General features: G+C 60.8%; 25 protein-coding genes. 4 read left to right on the forward strand and 21 right to left on the reverse strand.

Features of this window, described 5'->3' with window-relative positions:
- The 9 genes from L0U82_RS37180 to L0U82_RS37220 all read right to left on the reverse strand — a co-directional run bounded on the left by L0U82_RS37180 (window position 1) and on the right by L0U82_RS37220 (window position 9,066).
- Window positions 1–1,017 carry an ABC transporter substrate-binding protein gene (locus L0U82_RS37180; RefSeq protein ID WP_442793728.1) on the reverse strand — a complete coding sequence of 339 codons (1,017 nt, stop codon included), beginning with the start codon at window positions 1,015–1,017 and terminating at the stop codon, window positions 1–3.
- A 159-nt stretch (window positions 1,018–1,176) separates the two neighbouring features.
- Window positions 1,177–1,932, reverse strand: coding sequence for an SDR family NAD(P)-dependent oxidoreductase (locus L0U82_RS37185; protein ID WP_233838826.1), 756 nt, complete (start codon window positions 1,930–1,932; stop codon window positions 1,177–1,179).
- Between the two features lie 69 nt (window positions 1,933–2,001).
- Entirely contained in the window at window positions 2,002–2,808 is an 807-nt protein-coding gene (locus L0U82_RS37190) for an ABC transporter permease (RefSeq protein ID WP_233838827.1), read from the reverse strand.
- A complete protein-coding gene (locus L0U82_RS37195) occupies window positions 2,789–3,643 on the reverse strand; it encodes an ABC transporter ATP-binding protein (RefSeq protein ID WP_233838828.1) in 855 nt (284 codons plus the stop codon). The genes L0U82_RS37190 and L0U82_RS37195 overlap by 20 nt, the downstream gene beginning before the upstream one ends.
- On the reverse strand, window positions 3,640–4,665 hold the full coding sequence (locus tag L0U82_RS37200; protein ID WP_233838829.1) for an ABC transporter substrate-binding protein: 1,026 nt from the start codon (window positions 4,663–4,665) through the stop codon (window positions 3,640–3,642). The genes L0U82_RS37195 and L0U82_RS37200 overlap by 4 nt, the downstream gene beginning before the upstream one ends.
- 104 nt (window positions 4,666–4,769) lie before the next feature.
- Window positions 4,770–5,840 carry a 3-isopropylmalate dehydrogenase gene (leuB, locus tag L0U82_RS37205; protein ID WP_233838830.1) on the reverse strand — a complete coding sequence of 357 codons (1,071 nt, stop codon included), beginning with the start codon at window positions 5,838–5,840 and terminating at the stop codon, window positions 4,770–4,772.
- A 39-nt stretch (window positions 5,841–5,879) separates the two neighbouring features.
- Window positions 5,880–6,476 (reverse strand): 3-isopropylmalate dehydratase small subunit, encoded by a 597-nt coding sequence (gene leuD / locus L0U82_RS37210; protein ID WP_233838831.1) that lies wholly within the window; start codon window positions 6,474–6,476, stop codon window positions 5,880–5,882.
- A 2-nt stretch (window positions 6,477–6,478) separates the two neighbouring features.
- Window positions 6,479–7,909: a 3-isopropylmalate dehydratase large subunit gene (gene leuC, locus L0U82_RS37215; RefSeq protein ID WP_233839371.1), complete on the reverse strand. Its 1,431-nt coding sequence runs from the start codon at window positions 7,907–7,909 to the stop codon at window positions 6,479–6,481.
- A 182-nt stretch (window positions 7,910–8,091) separates the two neighbouring features.
- Window positions 8,092–9,066, reverse strand: a complete 975-nt coding sequence (locus L0U82_RS37220) for an AraC family transcriptional regulator (RefSeq protein ID WP_233838832.1) — start codon at window positions 9,064–9,066, stop codon at window positions 8,092–8,094.
- A 249-nt stretch (window positions 9,067–9,315) separates the two neighbouring features.
- Here L0U82_RS37220 and L0U82_RS37225 point away from each other — a divergent pair, with 249 nt between their 5' ends.
- From L0U82_RS37225 to L0U82_RS37240, 4 genes are all read left to right on the forward strand, one after another.
- Window positions 9,316–10,140: an alpha/beta fold hydrolase gene (locus L0U82_RS37225; protein ID WP_233839372.1), complete on the forward strand. Its 825-nt coding sequence runs from the start codon at window positions 9,316–9,318 to the stop codon at window positions 10,138–10,140.
- 245 nt (window positions 10,141–10,385) lie between these two features.
- Complete coding sequence (locus L0U82_RS37230) at window positions 10,386–11,051, forward strand: isochorismatase family protein (RefSeq protein WP_233839373.1); 666 nt, start codon at window positions 10,386–10,388, stop codon at window positions 11,049–11,051.
- Between the two features lie 175 nt (window positions 11,052–11,226).
- Window positions 11,227–11,445, forward strand: coding sequence for a hypothetical protein (locus L0U82_RS37235; RefSeq protein ID WP_233838833.1), 219 nt, complete (start codon window positions 11,227–11,229; stop codon window positions 11,443–11,445).
- A 256-nt stretch (window positions 11,446–11,701) separates the two neighbouring features.
- Window positions 11,702–12,691, forward strand: coding sequence for a LysR family transcriptional regulator (locus tag L0U82_RS37240; RefSeq protein ID WP_233838834.1), 990 nt, complete (start codon window positions 11,702–11,704; stop codon window positions 12,689–12,691).
- Between the two features lie 48 nt (window positions 12,692–12,739).
- On the opposite strand, the gene L0U82_RS37245 is transcribed toward L0U82_RS37240, so the two are convergent.
- From L0U82_RS37245 to L0U82_RS37300, 12 genes are all read right to left on the reverse strand, one after another.
- Window positions 12,740–13,813 carry a HoxN/HupN/NixA family nickel/cobalt transporter gene (locus L0U82_RS37245; protein WP_233838835.1) on the reverse strand — a complete coding sequence of 358 codons (1,074 nt, stop codon included), beginning with the start codon at window positions 13,811–13,813 and terminating at the stop codon, window positions 12,740–12,742.
- A gap of 49 nt (window positions 13,814–13,862) precedes the next feature.
- Complete coding sequence (locus L0U82_RS37250) at window positions 13,863–14,618, reverse strand: aquaporin (RefSeq protein WP_233838836.1); 756 nt, start codon at window positions 14,616–14,618, stop codon at window positions 13,863–13,865.
- On the reverse strand, window positions 14,615–14,989 hold the full coding sequence (locus L0U82_RS37255) for an SH3-like domain-containing protein (protein ID WP_233838837.1): 375 nt from the start codon (window positions 14,987–14,989) through the stop codon (window positions 14,615–14,617). The genes L0U82_RS37250 and L0U82_RS37255 overlap by 4 nt, the downstream gene beginning before the upstream one ends.
- Window positions 14,989–15,633: a nitrile hydratase subunit alpha gene (nthA, locus tag L0U82_RS37260; protein ID WP_233838838.1), complete on the reverse strand. Its 645-nt coding sequence runs from the start codon at window positions 15,631–15,633 to the stop codon at window positions 14,989–14,991. Before nthA ends, L0U82_RS37255 begins: the two co-directional genes overlap by 1 nt.
- Before the next feature lies 1 nt (window position 15,634).
- A complete protein-coding gene (locus L0U82_RS37265; RefSeq protein WP_233838839.1) occupies window positions 15,635–15,985 on the reverse strand; it encodes an SH3-like domain-containing protein in 351 nt (116 codons plus the stop codon).
- Window positions 15,986–16,409: 424 nt separating this feature from the next.
- Entirely contained in the window at window positions 16,410–17,882 is a 1,473-nt protein-coding gene (locus L0U82_RS37270) for an MFS transporter (protein ID WP_233838840.1), read from the reverse strand.
- Window positions 17,840–18,793 carry an alpha/beta fold hydrolase gene (locus L0U82_RS37275; RefSeq protein ID WP_233838841.1) on the reverse strand — a complete coding sequence of 318 codons (954 nt, stop codon included), beginning with the start codon at window positions 18,791–18,793 and terminating at the stop codon, window positions 17,840–17,842. The genes L0U82_RS37270 and L0U82_RS37275 overlap by 43 nt, the downstream gene beginning before the upstream one ends.
- A gap of 10 nt (window positions 18,794–18,803) precedes the next feature.
- Window positions 18,804–20,357: an ethanolamine ammonia-lyase reactivating factor EutA gene (locus L0U82_RS37280; RefSeq protein WP_233838842.1), complete on the reverse strand. Its 1,554-nt coding sequence runs from the start codon at window positions 20,355–20,357 to the stop codon at window positions 18,804–18,806.
- Between the two features lie 76 nt (window positions 20,358–20,433).
- Entirely contained in the window at window positions 20,434–21,654 is a 1,221-nt protein-coding gene (locus L0U82_RS37285) for a cupin (protein WP_233838843.1), read from the reverse strand.
- Window positions 21,655–22,192: 538 nt separating this feature from the next.
- Window positions 22,193–22,963 carry an enoyl-CoA hydratase/isomerase family protein gene (locus tag L0U82_RS37290; RefSeq protein ID WP_326489797.1) on the reverse strand — a complete coding sequence of 257 codons (771 nt, stop codon included), beginning with the start codon at window positions 22,961–22,963 and terminating at the stop codon, window positions 22,193–22,195.
- Between the two features lie 27 nt (window positions 22,964–22,990).
- Entirely contained in the window at window positions 22,991–24,115 is a 1,125-nt protein-coding gene (locus L0U82_RS37295; protein WP_233838844.1) for an extracellular solute-binding protein, read from the reverse strand.
- Window positions 24,112–25,308: a CaiB/BaiF CoA transferase family protein gene (locus tag L0U82_RS37300; RefSeq protein WP_233838845.1), complete on the reverse strand. Its 1,197-nt coding sequence runs from the start codon at window positions 25,306–25,308 to the stop codon at window positions 24,112–24,114. Before L0U82_RS37300 ends, L0U82_RS37295 begins: the two co-directional genes overlap by 4 nt.
- Window positions 25,309–25,315 lie beyond the last annotated feature (7 nt).

Genomic DNA, 25,315 nt, shown 5'->3' on the forward strand with positions numbered 1-25,315 from the left:
TCAGTGCTTGCTAGCGTTCTCGACGAAGTGATTGTCGTACGTGGCCTTCAGATCGATCGACGCCTTGCCGATGTCGGGATCGAACGCGGCCAGTACATCGTGCACGGTATGTGCGGCGGCATCCGTCATCAAACCGTCGCGCGAGATGCAGCTCTGCATATTGCCATAGGCCTTCGCGAAAACGTCCTTGTCGGCCAACGCGTATTGCGGCGGCACCGCGGCGGCGACCTGCTCGGGCGTCGCATGCGCCATCCACTGTTCGGCTTCGAGGATCGCATCGGTCACCGCCTGCACGGTGTTCGGATATTTGGCCGCGAACTCCTTCGTCGTATAGATGGCCGCTTCCGGATAGTCGCCGCCCAGCGTCGCGCGCGTTCCGGCGGGGTCGCGCATCACGGCGAGCGGAAACAGATCGCCGCTGGTCTGCAGCACGGTCGCGACCGGGTCGTTGCTCATCAACGCATCGATCTGACCGCTGCGTGCCGCGGCAATCGCACCGGCCGACGAGCCCACGCCGATGATGGAAACATCCCCCGGTTTCAGACCGGCCTTGTTCAACAGATAGTTGACGCCCATGTGGAAGCTCGAACCGGGCGAACTGACGCCGATGCGCATGCCCTTGAGGTCCGCATAGGTTTTGACCTTGCCGCGGCTCGCGCGCGTGGTGCCGAACACCCAGCCCGGGCACGACGCCAGCGTCACGAACGACACCAGCTTTTGCCCCTTGGCCGCCATCGTGATCGTGTTCGAATAGGCGCCCGCCACGATATCGGCGCTGCCGCCGAGCATCGCCTGCAACGCCTTCGCGCCGCCGCTGAACACGCCGATCTCGACGTCGAGCCCTGCCTGCTTGAAGTATCCGCGGCTGTCCGCAATCACGAACGGCAGATACGGAAAGCCCACACCCGCGGCGGCAAGCTGCAGCTTGGGCTTTTCAGGCACGGGCGAGGCGCCGGCGGCTGGCTGGTTCACGAGGACCGCGCATGCGGTCAGTACAGGCAACAGCAGGCACCTGATCGCTTTCACAATGCTTGTCTCCATTGTCGACCGGACTTGGCGCTTTAGCTGTCGATCCGGAGTTGGCGCTTTAGCGCTTAGTCCGGTCCCATGCAAAGCTCTTAGTCCGGTCCCATGAAAGATGGTTACCGTTTCACGCCGCGCGGCCCTTCTTCGATATCAATAGGTAGCGCGGCCGCCCGACAGATCGAACACCGCAGCCGTGGTGAAAGAATTCTCTTCGCTGGCGAGCCAGGCGATCATCGCGGCCGCTTCATCGAGTTCGAGAAAACGGCCGCGCGGAATCTTGCCCAGCATATAGCGAATATGCTCGGGCGACTGCTCCATCGCGCCCGGCGTGCGCGCGACCGCCGGCGTCACGCAATTGACCGCGATATCGTGACTCGCCAGTTCCTTGCCGAGCGACTTGGTCATCGCGATGACGGCCGCCTTCGCCGAGCTGTAGGCCGCGGCATTCGGGTTGCCTTCCTTGCCGGCAACCGAAGCCAGATTGACGATGCGGCCGTACTTTTGTTCGATCATCACGGGCACCACGGCGCGGCAGCAATGGAAGGTGCCGTTGACGTCGATATCGATCACCTGCTTCCACACGTCGACCGGATATTCGGCCAGCGTCGCATTGGGACCGACGATCGCCGCGTTGTTGATCAGGATGTCGATGCGCCCCGCCGCTTTCAGCGTGCCCGCGACGGCAGCCTCGACGCTCGCGTAATCGGCGATGTCGACGTGCTCGAAATGCGCTTCGCGAGCGCCTAGTTCCGAGCGGGCCTGCTCGAGGCCAGCGGGATTGATGTCCCAGATCGCGAGACGAGCGCCGGAGTCCAGCAGCCGGCGGCCGACCGCGAGGCCGATGCCTTGCGCGCCGCCCGTCACGACGGCGACGCGATCCTTCAGGTTGATAGCGTTGGTTTGCAAAATGATGTCCTCGACTCGAAGTGGATGCGTCGACCGGCCCGCATGCTCATACTCACGCTTACGTCATGCTCATGCGGCCGCGGCCACGGTCTGCCCGGCGACCGGACGCCAGCGCATCAGATAGTTTTCGACCAGCGATACCGCGGTATCGAGCGCCAGTGCAAATAGCGTTAGCACCAGGATGCCGGCGATCACCGAGTTGATGTCGAACACGCCCTCGGCCAGCAGAATCAGATAGCCCACGCCCTTTTCCGAGCCCAGATATTCGCCGACCACGCTGCCGACGAACGCGATACCGATCGCGTTGTGCAGGCTGGAGAACACCCAGCTCGTCGCCGAAGGCAGGTACACGTGCCGCATCAGCTGACGCGAATTGGCGCCCAGCATGCGGGTATTCGACAACACGGCCGGACTGACCTCGCGCACGCCCTGGAACACATTGAAGAACACGACGAAAAACACCAGCGTCACGCCGAGCGCCACCTTCGACCAGATACCGAGGCCGAACCACAGCGCGAAGATCGGTGCGAAGATCAGACGCGGCATCGAATTCATCGCCTTGATGAACGGATCGAACACGACCGCGAGGAACGGGTCGAGCGCGAGCCACAAACCGCAGCCGAGACCGAGCACGGTGCCGATCGCAAACGCCAGCATCGTTTCGACCAGCGTCGTGTACAAGTGACGAAACACCGAGCCTGTCACGATCCATTCGACGATGCGATGCGCGACCCCCAACGGGTCGCCGAAGAAAAACGGCGAAAGCCATTTCTGACTGGTGCCGAGCCACCACACGAAGATCACGCCGAACAGCAGCACGAGCCGCGTGACGTTCACGGTGAAGCGGTTTTTCGGGTCAAACGCGGTTGTTCGCATAGCTCTTCAGAACCTCCCCTCGAAGCACGTCCCAGATCTGGGTGTGCAGTTGCAGGAAACGCTGCGTCATGCGGATTTCCGACATTTCGCGCGGGCGCGCGAGGTCGATTTCAAACTCGGCGATCGGCCGCGTACCGGGCCCGGCCGACAGCACGATCACGCGGTCCGACAACGAGATCGCTTCTTCGAGATCGTGCGTGACGAACATCACCGACTTGCGGTCGGCCGACCATAGCCGCAGCAACTCGTTTTCCATCAGATGCCGGGTCTGGATATCCAGCGCGCTGAACGGCTCGTCCATCAGCACGATGCGAGGGTTCAGCGCCAGCGCCTGCGCCATGCTGGCCCGCTTGCGCATGCCGCCTGACATCTGGTGCGGATACTTCTTGCCGTGCCCATGCAGACCCACGCGTTCGAGCCATTCGCGCGCGACACCAAGCGCGTCGTCGCGCGGCGTGCCGCGAAAGATCAGGCCCATCGCGATGTTTTCTTCGCACGTCTTCCAGGGCATCAGCGCATCGACCTGGAACAGATAGGCAGCCTGCGTATTCAGCCCATGCGTCAGCTTCTCGCCGAACACGCTCAGGCTGCCCGACGAAGGCCGTATCAGTCCGGCCGCGACGTTCAGCAGCGTGGACTTGCCGCAGCCCGTGGGACCGACGATCGATACGAACTCGCCGTCGCCGATCGCGAGGTTGCCGTGCGAAACGGCGGTATAGGTCTGCGCGTTCCTGCCGTTGCCGGCGAACGTGCACGTCACGTTATCGAAGCGCAGCGCCTCGCGCACCGCCGCCTTGCGCATGTCGAACGCGAGATTGCACGGCATGGTGCTCATGGCTGGATCCCCGCCGCCTTGTCGACGAAACGGTTGTCATAGGTCGTTTTGAGGTCGATCGTCGCCGACGCAACGGTCGGGTCGAATGCCGACAGCACGTCACGCACGGTCTGCGCGCCCTTCGCGGTGATTTCGCCGTTCTGCGCGATACAACGGCGGCTGTTTTTGAAGGCCTCCGCGTACAGCGCCTTGTTGTCCTCCAGATACTCGGGCGGCACGTTATCGGCGACCTGCTCCGGCGTCGCCTTGGCGATCCACTTCTCGGCACGCACGATTGCATTCGCAACGGCCTGCACCGTCTTCGGATTCTTGTCGATGAAGTCCTGCGTCGCGAACAGGCTCGACTCGGGGTAATCCGAGCCGAACACCTTGACGTTACCCTCGGCCGTGCGCATGTTCTCCAACGGCTTCAGGCTGCCGTCCCTGGTCAGGATCGTCGCGCTCGGATCATTGACGATCAGCGCATCGATCTGCCCCGCGCGGACCGCCGCGACGGCACCCGCCGCCTGACCCACGCCGATGACCGACACGTCGCCCGGCTGCAGCCCCGCCTTGTGCAGGATGTAGTTGACGGCCATGTGCGTGCTGGAGCCCGGCGCACTGACGCCGATCCGCATGCCCTTCAGGTCCTTGGCCGACTTGATCTCACCGGCACGCTTCTGCGACACGCCGAAGATCCATCCCGGACAAATGACCTGCGCGGCCACCACCACCAGATGCTGTCCCTTCGTCGCCATCGTGATGGTGTTCGAATAGGCGCCGGCCACGATGTCGGAGCTGCCGCCCAACAGTGACTCCAACGCCTTCGATCCACCGGAGAACGCACCGATGTGCACGTCGAGCCCTTCGTCCTTGAAGTAACCGCGTTGCAGAGCGACCAGCATCGGCAGATAGGTGATGCCGACGGATGCGGCCGCAATGTGCAGCTCGGGCTTTTCCGGCACATCCCTGGCCACGGCCGTGACGGAACCGCAGACAAGCTCGAACGCTGCGCAAAGCGCAATGGCGAATTTCAGCTTCATGGTTGTCTCCTTCCTTTGCAGGGATATTCTGGTGTGGCCAACTGCCGGGGATGGGCCGTCATCCGTGCCGCGCGAATCTGCTCAAGCCTCCTGCTCGAGCTTGCTCAAGCGGCCTGCTTGCGCAACGCCTCCACGACCGCGTCGCCCATGTCACGCGTGCCGACGGAATGCATGCCGTCCTGATGGATGTCGGCGGTACGGTAGCCGGCGGCCAGCACCGCGCGCACGGCGCGTTCGACGCGGCTCGCGGCCTCCTCCATCTCGAAGCTCTCGCGCAGCATCATCGCCAGCGACAGGATCGCGGCGAGCGGATTGGCGATGTCCTTGCCCGCGATGTCCGGCGCAGAACCGTGCACGGGCTCGTACAGGCCCTTGCGGTTGTAGCCGAGCGACGCCGAAGGCAGCATGCCGATCGAACCGGTCAGCATCGCCGCGGCATCCGAAAGAATGTCGCCGAACAGGTTGCCGGTGACGATCACGTCGAACTGCTTGGGCCGGCGCATCAGCATCATCGATGCGGCGTCAACGAACAGATGGCTCAGTTCGACATCCGGATAATCGTGGCCGACACGCGTCACGACTTCGCGCCACAACTGGCTCGCCTCCAGCACATTGGCCTTGTCCACCGAGCACAGCTTGCGACGGCGGCCGCGGGCGCTTTCGAACGCGGCACGCGCCACCCGCTCGACCTCCGATTCCGAATAGCGCATCGTGTTGAAGCCGACCCGCTCGCCCTTCTCGTTGGTTTCGAACCCACGCGGCTGGCCGAAATAGGCATCGCCGTTCAACTCACGCACGATCACCAGATCGAGTCCGTCGACCACTTCCGGCCGCAGCGTCGACGCGCCGATCAGCTCCGGAAACATATAGGCCGGCCGGAAGTTCGCATACAGCGTCAGCGCTTCGCGCAACTGCAAAAGTCCGGTACCGGGACGGCGTTCGCGCGGAATGTCGGCTTCGTCGGCCACACCGACCGAGCCGAACAGAATCGCATCGGCCTTGCGCGCCAGTTCCAACGTGGGTGCCGGAAGCGGCACGCCGTGGGCCTGAATGCCGGCCTCGCCGATCGGCGCCTCCTGAGTCTCGGCTTGCGGCGCGATGACCCGCAGTACCTTGAGCGCCTGCGCCACGACTTCCGTGCCGATACCATCACCGGGCATCACTGCAATCTTCATCTGAACCTCTCCTTGGTCGATATCCGTAAGCGTGTAGCTTCAATAGACTTGGGCATGGTCGCGTTCGAATGCATCGATGCGATCGCGATGCGACAGCGTGTATCCGATCTCGTCCATGCCGGACAGCAGACACTGTTTGGCGAACGGCTCCGTCTCGAACCCATGCACCGAACCATCGGGCAGCGTCGCGGTCTGCGCGGGCAGATCGATTGCGATGCGGCTGCCTGGGTGAGCCGCCAGCGAGTCCAGCAGCGGCAGCACCACGGCCTCGGGCAACACGATCGGCAGCAGCCCGTTCTTCAGGCAGTTGATGAAAAAGATGTCGCCGAAACTGGGCGCGATCACCGCGCGGATACCGTAGTCGTACAGCGCCCAGACCGCATGCTCGCGCGACGAGCCGCAACCGAAGTTGTGATTGGCCACGACGATGCGCGAGTCGCGGTACGCCACTCTGTTGAGCACGAAACCAGGCCGTTGCGCGCCGTCGTCATCGAAGCGCAGGGCGCGAAACAGAAACTGGCCGAAGTCGTCGCGGCGGGGTTTCTGCAGAAAGCGCGCGGGCAAGATCTGGTCGGTATCGCAGTTGATGCCGGCAATCGGCGCGGCCACCGCGTCGAGATAGTTGAGGCTTTCCATGCTCAGGCTCCCAACAGGCGGCGCACGTCGGTCAGATGTCCGGTCACCGCGGCCGCGGCCGCCATCGGCGGGCTCATCAGATGCGTGCGCACGCCGGGCCCCTGGCGGCCCACGAAATTGCGGTTCGATGTGGACGCACAGCGCTGGCCGGGCGCGGCGATATCGCCGTTGGTCGCGAGGCACATCGAGCAGCCGGGGAAGCGCCACTCGAAGCCCGCGTCCTTGAACACGCGGTCCAGCCCTTCGGCCTCGGCCTGCGCGCGGACCTGGTGCGATCCCGGCACCACCCATGCCTCGACTCCTGGTGCGACGACCCGGCCGCGCGCGACCTCGGCCGCGCCGCGCAGATCTTCGATACGTCCGTTGGTGCACGAGCCGATGAATACGCGGTCGATCGCCGTGCCTTCCAGCGCGTCGTCAGGGGTCAAGCCCATGTAGCCGAGCGCGCGCGACATCGCTTCGCGCGAATCCGGATCGCTCTGTTGCGCGGGGTCGGGCACGCGTCCATCGATCGCGCATGCGTATTCGGGCGTGGTGCCCCAGGTCACCATCGGCGCGATCCCGGTCGCGTCGATGCGCACCTCGCGCTCGAAGGTCGCGCCTGGGTCGGTGAACAAGCCGCGCCAATGCGCGATCGCCCGATCCCAGCGTTCGCCCGCCGGTGCATACGGACGGCCGGCCAGCCATGCGAACGTGGTGTCGTCGGGAGCGATCATGCCGGCGCGGCCGCCTGCTTCGATCGTCATGTTGCACAGCGTCAGACGGCCTTCCATCGATAAACCGGCGACCGCCGAGCCCGCGTACTCGATCACGTGACCGACCGCGCCCGCCACGCCGATCCGCGCGATCACCGCGAGGATCAGATCTTTGGCGGTGACGCCGCGGGCCAACGTGCCGTCGAGGATCACGCGCATGTTGCTCGATTTGCGCTGCCACAGGCATTGCGTGGCGAGCACGTGAGCCACCTCGGTCGCGCCGATTCCGAAAGCCAGCGCGCCCAGCGCGCCGTGCGTGGAAGTATGGCTATCCGCGCAGACGATGGTCATGCCGGGCAGGCTCAAGCCCTGCTCCGGTCCGACCACGTGCACAATGCCGCGCCGCGAGTCTTCTATGTCGAACAGCGTGATGCCAGATTGAGCGGTATCGCGTTGCAGCGCCGTGATCATCGCGCGCCGCTCGGGATCGGCCACGGACGCCATGCCGTTCGCGCTACTCGATACATAGTGGTCGGGCGTGCCGAAGGTCCGTTCGGGCGAGCGTGGCTCGAGCCCGCGTTCACGCAGCATGTCGAACGATTGCGCGGTCACGTCGTGAACGAAATGGCGGTCGATGAACAATAAGTCTTGTCCATCGTCGCGCGACATAACCCGGTGAGCATCCCAGATTTTGTCGTAAAGGGTCCGCGGACCATCCATCGCGTGGTCGAGTGGCATCGCTTCGTCTCGCTCCATCAATGTGTCGGCCGCGGCAAGCCTGGCCGTGCGGTTACGCAATTGATCCTGATGTGCGAGCATCATGCATCAGGCGAACTGGCTTGTACGTGGTGTTTTGGCAAGGCACCATCGCCGATCGCGATGATAGGGATATGCCTGGGTGGCTTCGGTTTCAGTTCGCGCTACGCGCGATCTTTCGAACGCATCAGGCTCGGACGGATGCCGAAACGCCGCACCATCGCGCGGCTAAATGCATGTTCCGATTGATAGCCGGCCTGCGTGGCAATGGAAGCAATCGAATCTTTACTCCGCAGCAGACGCATGCGGGCGAAATCGAGCCGTAAATCCGTGGCAAACGCGAGCGGCGGTTGCCCGCAGACACGACGAAAACTTCTTACCAGCGTGGCGCGCGACGTGTCGGCCACTACGGCAAGTTCATCGAGGGACCAGTTGCGGGTTAGATCTGTGATCAACGCGATCACAACCCGCGAAGTGACTTCATCTCCGAGAAGTCGCACCAGTCCGATCGTCGGCGGGCTCTCTTCGAGATGAAGACGAAGCAGCATCAGAAACAGGACACTGGCGAGTTCTGTCGCAATCAATCTTCCGCCTACACGTTCTTCGTCGAGTTCGTCGCGGATTGCTATCAGCAACGTACTGAGCCGATCGATGCCGCTATCCCCGGCGTGCATCACGAGAAGATCCGGCAACACGGCCAACACCGGATTGCCAGGTGTTTCGAACGCCAGACGCCCGCAAATAAGCTCGGTGCCCGATGCATGAGCGTTGGACTGCGGCACTCTAAGCGCATTAGGCAAAGCAGCGGGCACGCCCTCCGCGATCGATAACTTCGCGGAGCGGACCACATGCGCATTGCCATGCGGCAAAAGGACAACATCTCCCGCTTCGATCGTGAGCGGGCCAGCACTGATCTGTTCGAGCACGCAACTGCCGCGCACGACGATATGGAACCATGCCTGACCCGCCGATGCATGTTGGTTGGCTTGCGCCCATTCGTTATCGAAATGGCACAACTCGTCGATGATCAGTTGCGCGCGCAGCAACGGCGCAATTGCTTCAAAGGCGTCGATGGTTTGATCGGTGAAATCTTTTTTCATTTTGATCCTGGCGGGTATAACAATGATCCGTTCGGTCATTGACACGCACCGTGACGGCCTCTAAGCTCAAGCCATTAAATACAGGCTAAAGAAATTAAATAAAGAATTTCACGAAATAATAATAAATGCACGATAAAAATACAATTACATAACGTTGAAATTTAAATTGATGGAGGTAAAGTAATCGATATAAACGATCGTGCAATTGCTTATTGAAAAATAAAATTCGTTGAATTTCTTCGTTACGTGACAATTGAAATTGCCGCTAAAAATTCAGGAGAAGATGCGATGCCCTCTCTCACCGTGCAAGACGGAACTCAGATTTTTTACAAGGATTGGGGGCAAGGTCAGCCCATTGTCTTTCATCACGGCTGGCCGCTGAGCGCAGACGACTGGGACACCCAGATGCTGTTTTTCCTGCAGCACGGTTATCGGGTTATCGCGCACGACCGTCGCGGACATGGACGATCGACGCAGACGTCGGTCGGCAATGACATGGATACCTACGCGCGCGATGTCGCCGAACTCGTCACGGCGCTGGACCTGCGCGACGCGATCCATATCGGTCATTCAACGGGTGGCGGTGAGGTCACACGTTACGTTGCGCGCCACGGCAAAGGCCGTGTCGCCAAGGCCGTGCTTGTCAGTGCGATCCCGCCGGTGATGCTCAAGAGCGAGCGCAATCCCGGCGGCCTGCCGATCGAAGTATTCGACGATCTGCGCCAGCAGTTTGCCACCAGCCGCGCGCAGTTCTATCTCGACGTTCCTGGTGGTCCGTTCTACGGGTTCAATCGCCCCGGCGTCAAAACAATCGATGGTGTCGTTCACAACTGGTGGCGCCAGGGAATGATGGGCGGCGCGCTGGCCCAATACGAGTGCATCAAGGTCTTTTCGGAAACGGATCTGACCGAAGATCTGGAAATGATCGACGTGCCGACGCTCGTGCTTCATGGCGACGACGACCAGATCGTTCCTTATCAGGATGCCGCGCTGCTTTCGGCAAAAATCCTCAAAAATGCGACGCTAAAGATATATCCCGGTTATCCGCACGGAATGCTGACCACTCATGCCGACGTGCTCAATCCGGACATCCTCGATTTCATTAAAAGCTGATACAGCGTTTCGCACACACATTCGCAGAAGTGCCATGACTATTTGTTGAATCAAGGGGATGCCAAATGTCTAAAGATGATTCGCCGCCGGATAATGCGTCGCGGCGCGGTTTTGTAGTCGGCACGAGTATTCTTGCCACAGGGGCGGTCATGGGACTTGCCGGGTCCGCGAGAGCGGCTGGCGCAACCGCAGCGGGTTCGCAAGACTCAACAAGCGGTCGTTCGGCCGAGTCGTCGGGTCAGGGAATGGGCGACATCCGCAACACGAATACCGCCGTGGTCTTCATCGATCCACAGAACGATGTTCTCAGCGACAAAGGCGTCAACTGGGGCGCGGTCGGCGCCAGCGTCACCGAAAATCACACCATCGAGAACATGACGAAGATATTCGTGGCGGCCAAGCAGTTGGGATACAACGTCTTCATTTCACCGCACTTCTTCTATCCGACCGACTACGGCTGGCAATACTACGATCCGCTGGAAACGGAGGAAGTCAGGAATAAGTCTTTTGCCCGCCAGGGGCCGCTCAATCTGACTGGCCTGAAGGGGTCCGGCGCCGACTGGCTCGATCAGTTCAAGCCGTACATCGAGGACGGCAAGACGATCGTCGTCAGCCCTCACAAGGTGTGGGGACCGGAAACCAACGATCTCGTGCTGCAGCTCCGCAAGCGTGGGGTTCAGAAGGTAATCCTCGGCGGCATGCTTGCGAACATGTGCGTCGAATCACATCTGCGAGAGCTGCTGGAACAGGGATTTCAGGTTGCGGTCATCAAGGATGCGACCGCGGGCCCGCGTCATCCTGTCTGGGGTGATGGCTACAAGGCCGCGCTGGTCAACTACAACTTCCTCGCCCACGCTGTGTGGACCACGGATGAAGTCGTCGGGAAAATGCATCCCAGTGCCGTGGGTTAAAAGTCACTTTGCTTGATCCGTTGGAGCGTCCTCGCGGAAGCTGGATGGTGAGGACGCTCCGGTTCAAACGGCAATATTTCGTCAGGCTCTGTGAGGCCGTGCAATCTCGCGGCCTCGCTCAAATCGGCAATAGGAACGGGACGTATCCATTGATTGCCAGCCAGGAGGATCATGAATGACTTCAGCAACTGAAAATCAGGGACTTCCCGTTCAGTCCGGTATGAAGACGGATTCAACCGATTCCGCTACGGACGTTCCGGAATCCGGCCAGCCTGACGCGAGTGAAAACCTGGAGCGATCGCTCGACGAAGCACTCGACGAGACGTTCCCCGCGAGCGATCCGATCGCCGTGAGTTCGGCTCGGACGAGCAATCATCCAGTAAAGCCGACCTGACGATATCCATCAGAGCGTAGCCGGCGCGAATGATCTGCTGAGTATTGGTCCGCGTTCGCACGCAGATGGACGCCACATATCCGCGCATTGGTTTGCCACGACCCTTGAGATAACAACAAGCTCAGGAAGTGAGCTGTTCCCGACTCGACGCCTCACCGCATCTCGCGACGCGCACGCTTTCGCGCCGCCCGCCGACGACACCGCCGATGGCATTAACAGGCCGTCTCGTTCACCCGAATGCGCATCCGGAAATCCTATGCTTGATCTGAACGACTTTCTCTATTTCGTGCAGGTGGTTGATACCGGTGGCATTTCCGCGGCCGCAACGGCACTTCAGCGCGCGGCCTCCACGGTCAGCTACCGCATCCAGCAGCTCGAATGTGAACTCGGACTGGCGCTACTGGCCCGCACGACGCGAAGCATCGTGATGACACAGGCCGGCGAGGAGTTCTACCGTTACGCGACCTCCATGCTGGAGCGCGCGAATGAAGCGGAAAGGGTCATGCGCAGTCGCTGCAAGGAACCGGCAGGCATTGTCCATTACGCGGTGGCACCGGCTATCGCTCAGTTCGCGATGCCCGGCATGCTGCTTGCCTTTCTCGCCCAATATCCGAAGATCCAACTCGTACAGCACGTCGTCGATTCGCAGACGGATATCGTCGCGCGCCGGTACGATCTCGCGATTCACGCTCATTCAGGGCCGCTGCCCGACTCACAGTTGATCCAGCGGCCCCTGGCGGAAGTGCCCTGGCATCTGTTTGCCTCTGCCGATTATTTGCGCCGGGTTGGTCCTTTGAAGTCTCCTGACGATCTCGACAACTGCGAGACTCTGGTTATGAAACGAGAGGATGCGAACCCGGCGTGGCGCATGCACTCGGAGCGCGACAAAACTCAATTCGCGGTGGTCCGGCTGCGTCCCCGCATCTATGGCGCGTGCACGGCGACGTTAAAAGAAGCGGCTGAGGCGGGGCTAGGCATTGTCGCGTTGCCTGCCTACATTTGCCGTCAGGAAGTCTTGTGTGGTCGCCTGCGCCGCGTATTGCCGGATTGGATTGCTCTGGAATCGACAGTCACGGCGCTGATGCCGCACCGAGGTTTGACCGCTGGTGCTCGCGCATTTATAGACCACATCGCAACGGCGTTTCCTTCCGCGGTGCGCTTCTGCGTGAGTAGCGAGTCTGAGACCGTGGAGGCGCGGGGCAATTTGCCGGAGGAGCTTGGTCTGACGTCCAGGTCGGGCCGCTAGATTTGCGGCACTTTTAGAGCCACCCCCTGACGCACCGCTTTTCCGCAATCAGCGCGACCCCGCCGATTGAGTCTCGATGTCGTCCAGCCCTTTCGCCTTGTAGATCAGATAAGACATTCCCCAAGCGACGACAAACACGCCAATGATGAAGAATCCCAGATTGTTGAAGTTGTTGTTGAGCGTGGCGATGGCGGTCCAGAACGCACCCGCTTCTTCCCCAAGTCCGAGTTTGTCCTGAATCAGCCCCAGTGTCTCGATGCCGCCGATCAACAGCGCAACGACGACCGACACGAGCGTGATAGTCAGGTTGTAGTAAAGCTTGCGGATCGGCCGGACGAACGCCCATTCATAGGCGCTCAACATCAGGATGCCATCCGTTGTGTCGACCAGCGACATACCCGCCGCGAAAAGCGCCGGAAAAACGAGAATGGTCCAGATCGACAAGCCCTGCGAGGCCTGAGTCGCCGAGATGCCGAGCAGACTCACCTCGGTTGCGGTATCGAAGCCAAGTCCGAAAAGGAAACCCAGCGGGAACATCCACAGCGGGTTCGAAACCAGCCGGAAAAGCGGTCGAAATAGCCGTGCAATGAGCCCCCGGTTACCCAGCAGAATGTCCAGATCCTCTTCCACATAAGGCAGACCTCGTCGCACGCGGTTGAATGCCTTCCACACGCCACGCAAGATCACGATGTTCATCGTGGCGATCAGGAAAAGAAACAGCGCGGATACCGACGTCGACACGATCCCGCCGATGCCTCGCCACGACGCGACGTTATGCTGCAATACCGAAGCCGTTACAGCGACCAGCGCGGCAACCAGAATGACGACGGCCGAATGACCGAGCGCAAAGAAGAGCCCGACGCTGACCGGTCGCTTGCCATCCTGCATCAGCTTGCGGGTCACGTTGTCGATCGCGGCGATATGGTCGGCGTCCACCGCGTGCCGCAGGCCAAAGCCCCATGCGATGAGGCCGGTGCTAAGAAGCAGCACCTGGGCATGGAAGGCGATAAACGCCCAAACCCACACGCCCACGTTGAAACATGCCAACACCGTATAGATGGCGATGACACGGCCGCGCAGGCTTCGCGCGCCGGTGCCGGATACTGATGAAGTTGCTGACAAAAGAATTTCTCCGCTTTGGTTGGCATCGACGTACGAATCGGGCCATCGCTCAATCTTCGTGTGGACTCAAGGCAACGATTTCCGGCTGCAGGCGTTCCGCACGTGTGCCTCCGTACGCGAACGCCACGATCGCACGCGCCACCAATCCACCAATGACCTGCGCGGGGATAAACAGCGCAATGGTCCCCAACGCGATCTTAATCGGTCCTACCGCGAAGATGGCGCCGACCACGAGTGCGGGATTCGCATACGAAGAAGGCAGGGACATGATCATTCCGACCAGCCACGCGCCTACTGCAAACGGCCCTGCTTCGCTGCGCCTGGCTCGCGAACACCCAAAGACGATGACCATCAACCCCGCCGTCGCGACCAGCTCGCTGCCCGCGAAGGCCCATCCTGCAGGACCGACTGGAATGGCCGGGATAGCCGGGACCGCGAATATACATCGCGCCAGCACTGCGCCGGCGACGGCACCGATCATCTGCCCGACAATATAGGCGATCGTGCAACGAAGCGTCCTTTCACCGCCTATCCATTGCCCTGCTGTAATGATCGGATTGAAATGGCCGCCCGACACCGCGCCAAACGCGATGATCAAAGCGACGAGCGCGCCGCTGACCGCAAATGCCTGCAGCAAAAGCGCCGCAGCATTCGGCGCGCCGAGGCTTGCAGCGATGACGGCTGACCCCGTCGCCGCAAACATCAGCATCAACGTTCCAATCGCTTCCGTTACCGCGCGGCGCAGCAGCCCGCAATTGGGATCCCGCTCGAAGAAGCAGACTTCCGCCGGTGTCGACGCCGTCATAAGCCGGCGCGTTCGGCCTTTGCCGCTTCGTCATGCCAGCGTTGCTGCACCTCGTCCATCTTCTGCGCCAATTGTGACGGAACCAGAATACCCTTCGCGAACAGGATGTTCGAAAAGGCAACGAGCCAACGCTGGTAATAGGACAGTTTGTTGACCATCTCGCTACCGAGCGCTTCGACACCGCGGCGCTTTTCCTCGGTGTTGATGATCTTGTGAAAGTCCAGCACATCCGCCAATGCATGGCAGCGCTTTTCCCACGGCAGCAGTTCGTGATCGGTAATCTGCACGGGCCCCGCGCTCAGGCCGCCGAGATCATTGGGAATACGGTTGACGAGGTTCTCGGGCTGACTCATTCCCTTGTTGATGGTCATTACACTGTCTCCTCAGTGGTGCGCGGGTGGACGACACCAATCATCGCGTCTCGCGTAACGAGCGCGGCCAGTTGCTCTTCGGTATAGCCGTCGGTTCCGGCTGGTCGCCGTGGAAGCACCAGATAGCGGACGACGGCGGTGGAATCGTGCACTTGTACCTGCACGTCATCGGGCAACACGGTGCCGAATTCCGCAAGCACGGCCCGCGGTTCAATGACGGCCCGCGCGCGATAGTTACGCGACTTGTACCAATCCGGCGGAAGCCCAAGAATGGGCCGCGGGTAGCAACTGCACAGCGTGCAAACGATCAGATTGTGGACCTTGTCGGTATTCTCGATGACGATCAGATCGGTATCGTCGTAGAAATTGATGCCGAGTTCTTCGCAGGTTGCCCGTCCATTCTTCAGAAGCTTGTCGCGGAACGTCGAATCGAGCCAAGCCCGCGCGACGATCTTTGCGCCGAGTGCCGGCGTTCGCGAATCCAGTACTTCGATCTGACGCCGGATCTCGTCCGCGCTGATCAGGCTGCGTTCGATCAGAAGCTCGCGCAGTGCCGCTTCCAGTAACTCGTAATAGTCGGGCTCACCGTCCTGGGTAATCGGCGTGTGATCATCGTGATGGTGATCGTGCAATTGGGATGCCATATCAGCTCCTTTCCAGCCAGTTTTCGAAGACTTCAATGTGCAGATTGTCGTGAGCCGGCCCCGCGTAGTCGGGCCACAGCTCCTTCAGCGAGAATGCAATCCGGTAATAGTGGCGTTTGTCGCCGCCGTTTTGCCCGTAACCTTCGCGCTCATTGTCGAACTGCATGGGTTCCAGAACCTTCTCGACCACGCCCGTTTTTCCGCGCAGGTAGATCGGAACGCGGTAGTGTCCGATCGGCGAGCGGGTCATCACTCTAACGGTTTCGCCGGGCTGAAAAAGTACTTGCTGGTCGAGAGCGATGACGGTGTTCGAGAAACCGGTCGGTGCCTGTGTCTGTGCCTGGGGCGACATTGACTTCTCCTGACATGAGAGTAAAGCGGCTGGCTGATTATTGGCGCAGTCCCAGCGATCGAACAACCGGTGATTTCTGGATGCACCATTCGCCGTATTGGATAAACGCGTGCCGTGGGTGTCGGCAGGTTTTCCGGCGTTGTCTTCAAGTGGGGAGAATTGGGCAGCAGGGGCGTGGCGATGCACGCACCGGTATCAGGTCAACGGCGCGTCATCATCGAGCGGGGGTATGCAGCAGGCTGACAGGTCTTGCGTGGCAAGAACCTTGCGAAAGCGCGGATAGGCAGCACGTTCAAGGGGCGGCCATGCGAGTCGTAATGATCGCAGCGGTCCGCCCAGATCAGCCGAAGAAAGTCTGGGCGTTACGAGGTCAGTTCGAACGGACTCGTCGGAATCAACCGATGTTTCCGAATAAGACCTTCTGCTAGTTCTTCGGAAAGCGATGCCGGGCCACGCGCGCGAGCCAGATCGTAGCCGCGCAACCGATCACCGACATGATTGCCGGCGCCCAAAAGATCTGTGCCATGTTCATATGCATACGGATCAGCTCACCGCCAGTCAACGGACCCGCAATTGCGCCGAAGCGTCCCAGACCGTGTGCCCAGCCCGTACCCGACGCGCGAATCTGAGTGGGGTAGCAAATGGCCATCAGCGCATTCGTACCCGACTGCGTACCCAGGATGAACAGGCCGACACCGAACACGCCAAGGGCGAGCATCATCGAGTGTGTTTGCTGCCCGAGGAACAGAGCAGCTACAGCGCCGAGCGCCATATACAGAGGCACGACCAGAAGACGCCCTCGGTCGAGCATCACCGACATCAGCAGGCCGCCAAGAACGCCGCCCAGGTAGTACATCGAGGCAGCGCGTTCGGCTTCGTGCGGGTTCAGGCCGAACGAATGCAGCAGGGTTGGCATCCAGCTGTTCATGAAGAAATTCGCGAACAGGTTCGTGATCGACATCACCCAGATGAGCGGCGTAATGATGCGCAGATTGCCTTCGAAGAGTTGACTGACGTGGAACTTCTTTTCCGCGAGCTGATGGATATAAAACCTCGGATCGACCGGAATGTTCAGCTCCGGACGAATCCGGCGCGCAAGCTTCACGATCTGCGGATCGTGCGGGTTACGCACGACCAGGAACTTGATCGACTCGGGCAGGAAGAAGTACGCGAGCAGCGCGGTCACGAGTGGAGCCAGGCCACCGATAGTGAAAATCAGCCGCCATTGCGTCGGGTGAATGATGCTTCCGAGCTGGCCCGGCAGAGCACCACCAAAAGTCATGCCCACAAACATGATGGTGATCAACAGCGCGCGCTTACGCTGCGGTGCGTATTCGGCTGTCAGCGCCACGGTATTTGCAGGCAGGCCACCGAGCGCAATGCCGGTAAAGAAGCGGAACACGACCAGCGTGGAAAAGGATTCGGCGGTCGCACTAAGCAGCGTGAACGCACTACAAAGCACTGCGGCAGAGAGTACGGCCACACGCCGGCCCCAACGGTCACCGATGTAGCCGAAACCCAGCGCGCCAAACAGCATGCCGAACAGACCGACACTGAACAGCGGCGCCAATGCGTGTCTCTCGATGCCGAACTCGTTGGCGATACCAATCGCCGCGAATGCCGCGGCCGACAGATCATAACCGTCACAGAGCTGGCATAGAAAGCCAATGAATACGACCGTCCAGATGAATGAGCCAATCTTCTGTTCGTCGACAAACTCCGCGATACGAATCGTCTGTGAATTTACTTCGTAGTTCATTATCGCTACTCTCCAGCGGCTGCCAGCGCAGTGTCTACACAGGTGACGGAGTATCGGATGCAAACGATACTTAAGGAATGGGGGGGACGTACCGCCTATTTCAAACTCATCAACTCGACTGAGTTGCGAACAATGCAATCGATCATTCCAGCATGGTCGCTGCTTACATGGGTTCCACCTTCAACAGCGTGAAATACCGACCTTTTCCATGCCTGAATCAAGGGAAACACGCCCATAGGGGTAAGCTCATCCCTGGTACCTTGAATCAACGTACCAGGGATGTCGTGCAATTGGTTCGCGTTATTGATCAGTTGATCAGGCGATAGAAATCCGTCATTCAGGAAGTAGTGCACGGAGATGCGTGCCATCGCCAATTCTTGCGCCTTCGTTTGTGGGTCCGTGTCGCGTTGCTGGTCCCGGAATCCGGCCAGATGATTTTCCCAGGCACACCACTGATAAGCCGCTTCGTATTCTTCTTCGGCGATGCCGCAATTCAATGTCTCCGCGTAGGCCTGTAGAAGACCTCGACGCTCCGCAGCCCTGGTCCAACTAGAGAACCGCGCCCAGGCCTCGGGATGCAGGCGGCCGGCGCCTCCTCCGTAAAGCCATTCCAGTTCGTCTGCGCTGCAAAGAAAAACGCCACGCAGCAACAGAGCGCGGACTCTTTGCCGATGGGTTTGCGCATAGGCCAACGCCACGGTGGTCCCCCAGGATGCGCCCGAAACAATCCAGCGATCGATATCGAGCTGCGTGCGTAGTTGCTCGATATCGGCGATCTGATCGGCCATCGTGTTGTGTTCTATGCGGGCCGCCGGCGTAGAACAGCCGGCTCCACGCGGATGAAGGAGCACGATTCGATAACCGATCGGGTTAAAGAATCGCGGATCCTGCCGGCTCGGAGAACCGCCAGGACCTCCGCATAGATGCAGCAACGGAATACCCACGGGATTGCCATGCGCTTCCCAGAAGACGCGATGGCCCCCACCGACATCCATCCAGCCGGATTCGCGTGCGGCGCTCGGGGGATAAAGATCGCGTAGATATGTCATCGCGAATCCCCTATGCGATCGTAGCTTCGGCTGTGGTTTCGGTCACGGATTCGAATGCGGTTTGGCCGAGGCCGCTCGACGTCGGGAACACCAGCGATTTGATCACGACGGGTGCCGCCGACGCAGTGGGCAGCAGTTCGCCGATATCGACGAAATCGAATTCCTTCAGCGAGATCCCGTCGATGGAAACGATGGGCACCGGCAGATTGCGTTCCCGCTTGAAATGAATGCCGATCAAGCCGCCGACATCGCCCTCGCCGATCAGCACGATCGGTTGCCCGGCTTCGATCCGCGTGCGCATCGCGTTCATCACGCCGACCACAAGCGCGTCCATGCGGCGATAGAATGCCGTCCCGGCAAACCGGTAGAAAAGCGCAACGGCTTGGGTGTCCTCGTGCAGGTCCATCCGCACAAGCGCGGTCGTCACTGCGTTTTCGATATCCTTCGGGTCGAGTTGGTCTGGCTCGAGATCGAAATCGAGGACCACCACCGGGAGATTGCGCAACGGCAGAACCGACTGCGGTTCGACGTAAACCGTGCTGCCGCTCACTTGCACCGTGTATTGCGACGCGCCGACGACCGTGGCCCGGATACCCTCATCCGTTTCCTTGATCTCGGCGCCCGAGGCTTCGATGCGCCTGCGAACAGCGGCGGCCAGCATCAAACCGAGGTCACCGAATACGCGCGTTTCGCGGCCGTAAACGTATTCCGAAACACCACCGGAGAACGTGACGAGATCGGGAACGCGGGCGCCTTGCAGCGGCGGCAGACGCAGCAACGATGCAGTTGCCGGATCGAGTTCCGCGCCGTTTTTCATCGACGCTTCGCACAGGTGCTCGGCCATGCGCTCGACGATGGCTTCGAGTACACCGGGAGACGGCCGATGACCCACGCTCAGCGTGGCGCCCACCTCCTGCGCAAAACGTTCGCCCGCGGCTTCGACACGGGCCACGTGGCCTTGCTCGTCGAGCGTAATGATGCGCGCGCCGATATCGATAGCCGTCACGCTTTTAACCTCGCCTTCTTCACAGATGGCGATCTTCGTGGTCCCACCGCCGATGTCCAGGTGAAGGAGACGGGTACCTTGACGCAGTGCTCGCAACACGGCACCGGAACCGAACGCCGCCAGCATCGATTCGAGACCGTCACCGGCCGAGACCGACACGAATTTGCCCGCCTGCGCTGCAAACAGATCTGCAATAGCGCGTGCATTGCGACGACGGACCGCCAGACCGGTGAGAATCAGCGCACCGGTATCGATCTGTTCGGGCGTGACGCCCGCCTTCCGGTATTGCTCATCGATGAACGCACCAAGCCGGGCTTCATCGATAGTCAGATCGTCGGTATAGGGGGTGAGCAGGATATCCGACTCGTGAAGGATCGTACGTTCCGCAACGATGTAGCGCGTGGTCGTGCGTTCGAGAACGATGCGCGAAACGACCATGTGGGACGTAGAAGACCCGACGTCGATGCCCACGCTGATCAGTTCGATTTCATCTTCTTCCTCCAGGCTCCGGCCGGTATCGGTAAAGAAGATGCGCCCCTCTTGCGACTCACCGCTCATGCTTGTCTCCAGTGCATAAAAGTTAGGGCCGTGTCCCCAGAAGAACACAGCCCTATGGACTCGCTACGCAAACGCGTCAGACCACCGAGTCACCGACATTCTTTTCCGGCTTCACGTACCACGTCGAGTCCATACGGCTTTGGACGCCGTTCTTCGCGAGGCGCGCCTCGTATTCTTGACGGATGTACGGATCTTCCATCCAGTACGGGATCGCGGTGCCGCCGGAACCGACATCCTGAGCCGTGTAGTCGTTGTGCTTCGAGCCCGGCGCGCCCGGATCACGGCCCGGGTTGTGCGGGCCGAACCACGCGGTCAGACGGAACGGGTCTTTGGACGTGCTGAAGTGCTGGTGATACCAACGCGCGCCGCCCGGCGCCGCGGTCACGATGCCGCCGTAACCGTAGTCGAGGCGACGGACCTTGTCCGCGCGACCATCGGCCCACGGAGTTTCGCCGCATTCTTCCGGCCACGAATACGTATAGCCTTCTCCCTTCAGACAGATCAGCACGGCCGCCGACGTGTGAGCATGAGCCTTCGAGTAGCGGCCCTGTTCATGCTGGCCGATCCAGAAATAGAAGCAGTTTTCCGTCATGAACGGCTCGACGCGGCGATAGCCCGGCGAACGACGGTTATCCAGAGGCAACTCGCAATTGACCGCATCGGTGATCAGGTTGGTACGACGGCGAGCAAGACCGCGAACCGGATCCGTTTCGATGTCATCGCGCGGCTTGTAGAAGTCTTCGTCCGCGCTGAAGCGATCGCGGAATACGAACGGATTGTTGAACACCGCTTCGACGTTGTTGATCTGGTTCATCACATTCGGTGCCGTGTTGCCCGCGAGCAGCACCGCGCCCGAGTTCGAGCCGTCGACGATACGGAACCATGCGTTCATCGGAATCGAGAACATCGAACCGGCTTGCCATTCGAACACGTGCTTGCGGCCTTCGCCTTCGAGCCAGACCTCGGTGGTGCCCCGGCCTTCGACCACCCAGTAGATTTCCTCGAACATGTGCTTTTCGGGGTTCAGTGCACTGCCCGCGGGCACTTCAACCACATAGCAGCCCCATTTCGTTTCCGTGCCCAGCAACTGGATGTAGTGGCCACGGCCGCCCTTACGCTTCCATTCCACCATTGGCAGATCGCGCACGTCCTTGATACCGATGTCGCGGAAGACCGGCACGCCTTCGCTTTCCATGAAAAGGTCGTAAGGCGTCGGTTGCTTCTTGAACTCGCCAAAACCGGCTTTCTTGTGACCAGCGGGTTCATGCCAGTGGGCAAGGTCTTTCTCATGCGGCATCGCTTTCTCTCCTTGTATGGGCCGATCTTTCGGGCAAAGATCGCCTTGCTCGTTCTTATATGAAGAACGGCATACACGTATATGGAACGAGACGATTGGAGCACGATACCGCAATGGGTGTCAATGAGGGATTGACTGATAGACTTTGCGGCCGGGTCTTTCAGTAAGCGGCTCGCGTGGCATGGCAATGACCCACTGCTTTTAAGGGCGCGTTCATATCCGGGGCGGATGCCGTAAGGCATTGCATGCCCCGTCACATAGCTGTGTTGTGTGGGGGCGGATCGTTGGCGCGATCAAGGTAGCCGCTGGGTCGGGCAACCTTGATCGCGTAGCGTAGGAGTGGGAGGTGTAGCGCCGGATGTCGGCGCGAAGGAAGAACTGCGGGAGACGTACAGAAAACTGGAGAGGCGCTAAGCGCAAGACGCGGAATTCAACGAGCCGGCATCGAAATTTACCCGCGCGTATCAGCAACGAATCGATCGACCGTGCGATCTGCCTTATCAGCGTGCGGTCGTATCTCGTTCAACGGTACATACCCTCATCGACGCTTGAACTCCGCAGCCCGCTTCTCCTGAAACGCCCTTCTGCCCTCCATCGCATCGGCTGTCGCAAAGCAGATCGTCTGCAGATCGCGCTCGTAGACGATTGCCTGCTCCAGCGGCATGCTCATCGCCGCGCGCAAGTTGACCTTGGCCGTTTCCGCGGCAATCGGCGCGCGCGCGGCAATCGCACCTGCGATGCTCGCGGCTCGCTCACGCAGTGCATCGGCGCTCACGACTTCGCTGACCAGCCCCCAGGTCATTGCCTGTTGCGCGGACACCGGCTCGCCTGTCATCACCATCAGCGCCGCGCTCGATGCACCGATCGAATGCAGCAACTGTGGGGTCACCCCGCCACCTCCAATCCAGCCGAGCTTGATTTCAGGCGCGGCGAGCCGTGCGTTGTCCGACGCGATACGGATGTCGCAAGCGAGTGCCATCTCCAGTCCGCCGCCGAACGCATAGCCGTTGATCGCGGCGATCGCGGGCTTCCTGAGCGCGCGAATCAGATCGCAGTAGTCGCGGCGGTTGCGAAAGTCCCAAGGCGTGGCGTAGCTATCGAGTTCCGTGATGTCGGAGCCGGCACAAAAGGCTTTGGGTCCCGCGCCCGTCAACACGACGACGCGAACGTCATCGCTGCGATTGCAGGCCTGCACCGCATCGAGCAGCAGTTCCGCCATCTCGGGCGTCATCGCATTGAGCTTTTCCGGCCGGTTCAATTCGATCCAGCCCACATGGTCCTGTACTTCAAAATTAACGAGGCAAGTCACGAAGCATTCCTCCAGTCACGAATTCGGTCACGAAGCGCGCGGACGACACAGGCCGTTCAGGCGATCGGCCAGACTCGCCGCCGATGCACCGGCCAGCAATCCGTCGCGCAATAGCGCCGATGCCTTGGCTTGTATCGCGATGAATCCGTCATGGCGCGGTCGCAGGCTCGCCGCCTGCACGGTCGCGAATGTGTTCAGATAAAAGTTGCCGCTGGCCGCGTTGACGTTTGCATCGCGCCAGCTTGCGATATGGCTGGGCTGCCCCGCGTGTTGCGGGATAAAACCGCTTTGCGCGGTTTCGCTCAACAGCCACAGCAGGTGCTCGATCAATTGGGTATCGACCTCGCAACGCTTCGTCACCGCGATTCCGGTTCCGCCAAGAATGGAACCCGGCGGCCTTGCGTCGAATCTCGGTGCGTCGTGAAATGCCAGCGGCACACCGTTTTGCACCTGCGTGTAATTCACGTATCCATAGACGAGCGGGCACAGCATCACGTCGTCGTGCGTCGTCATGTACTGCAGCAAACCTATCGGGTTCTCGTCGCGCACGCAGGCCGGGCTCAGCGAGGCCAACTCCACCAGCAACTCACAGGCTTCGCGAACCACGTCGGGTGAGTGCCAGCGCGCGCCATCGGCGAGCGCGAGTTGCGGATCGAGCGCCGCGCAAATCGATAGCAGCGTCAGGAATGCGTGAGGTCCCGCCAGCGACATCGCCACTTGCCCAGTGCGACGCGACATAGCCAGCACATCGTGCCATTGCGTTGGAACGGCAGCGTCCGCGCGCGCGAGCAGATCGGCGCGCGCAGCCATCACCTGGGTCGCGGCATCCAGCGGCAGTCCCCATTGGCAACCCGCCATCCGATAGCTGGCATAGCTCAAGCCCATGCTGTCGCGTTCGATGCGCTGCAGCGCTTCACGCGTGAATAGCGTATCGAGCGGTTGCAGACAGTTTTGCGCCAACGCTTCGCCCAGATGCGGATGGTCGAGCACGATCAGATCGTATTGCTCGCACAACTGCCCGATCGGCGCCGACTCGAAGCCTTCCAGCGAATGCGTGTGCCATTCGATCAGTTCCGACTGATCCGCCGCGGCCCGCAACGCGGCATAGCCGCGCGGATGATCCCATGTCAGCCCGCGCCATCGCCGGCTCATGCCTGCTCCCCGCGCACAATCGCACCATTGGCCTCGAACGCAGCGACCTGGTCGGCATCGAAACCGTATTCGCGCAGAATCTCCGCCGTATGCTGTCCCACCAGCGGCGCGCCGCGCTGGATCGTGGCGGGACTCTTGCCGAAACGAATCGGAAAGCCGGGCGTTTTCACGTGACCTTCGGTCGGATGCTCGTATTCGACGAAGGTGCCGTTGTGCGCGATCTGCGGGTCCGCCACCAGCTCGGCATAGCCATACACCGGGCTGCACCAGATACCCGCGCTGCCAAGACGATCGAGCCAGTCCTGCGTCGTGCGTCGGGTCATCGCTTCGCGCACGAGGCGAAAGATATCGTCGCGCCGGGTCCAGCCGGCGGCTTCGTCGACGTAGTCGAGCAATGCCGGCTGCTCCAGTTCTCGCGCGAGCGCGGTCATGTCGGGCATCGCCAGCGCGAGATAGCCGTCGCGTGTCGCGAAGGTGCCATAGGGTGCGCGAATATAGCTGTGCGCATGCGGTTCGGCGCTGCGCGTCTGTGCCTTGCCGCCCACCGTGAATACCGAAAGCTCCTGCATTTGCAGCGTCGTAATCGCGTCGAGCATATTGACTTCGACCTTCTGCCCTTCGCCGGTGCGCTCGCGATGCAGCAGAGCGGCAAGCACGCCCTCGAACGCGCAATACGCGGTCACCGCATCGACCAGATATTGGCCCGCGGCACGCGGCGCCTCGCCTTCGCAGCCGGTCGACAGCATCGCCCCCGACATCGCCTGCAACAGCAGATCCTGGCCGGGCCTGCGCGCATACGGGCCATCCTCGCCATAGCCGGACATCGACACATAGATGAGCCGGGGATTGATCCGCGCGAGGCTGTCATAGTCGACGCCCAGACGCTGCGCGACACCCGGCCGGTAGTTCTGGATGAACACATCGGCCTGACTGGCGAGTTGACGCATGATGGCCTGGCCGTCCGCGCTTTTCAGATCGACCGCCAGCGAGCGCTTATTGCGGTTCAGCGACAGGAACGACACATTGATCTTGTTGCCCTTGATACCGCCGGCCGGCGCGTGACGCTGCCACTCGCCTTCCTTCGGCTCGATCTTCACCACGTCGGCGCCGAGATCGCCCAGGCTCTGCGCGGCGAACGGTCCGGCCATCGCGATCGAACAGTCCAGCACCTTGTAACCCGTCAAAATACCCATGTAGATA

This window comes from Paraburkholderia sp. ZP32-5 (assembly GCF_021390495.1).
Lineage (GTDB): Bacteria > Pseudomonadota > Gammaproteobacteria > Burkholderiales > Burkholderiaceae > Paraburkholderia.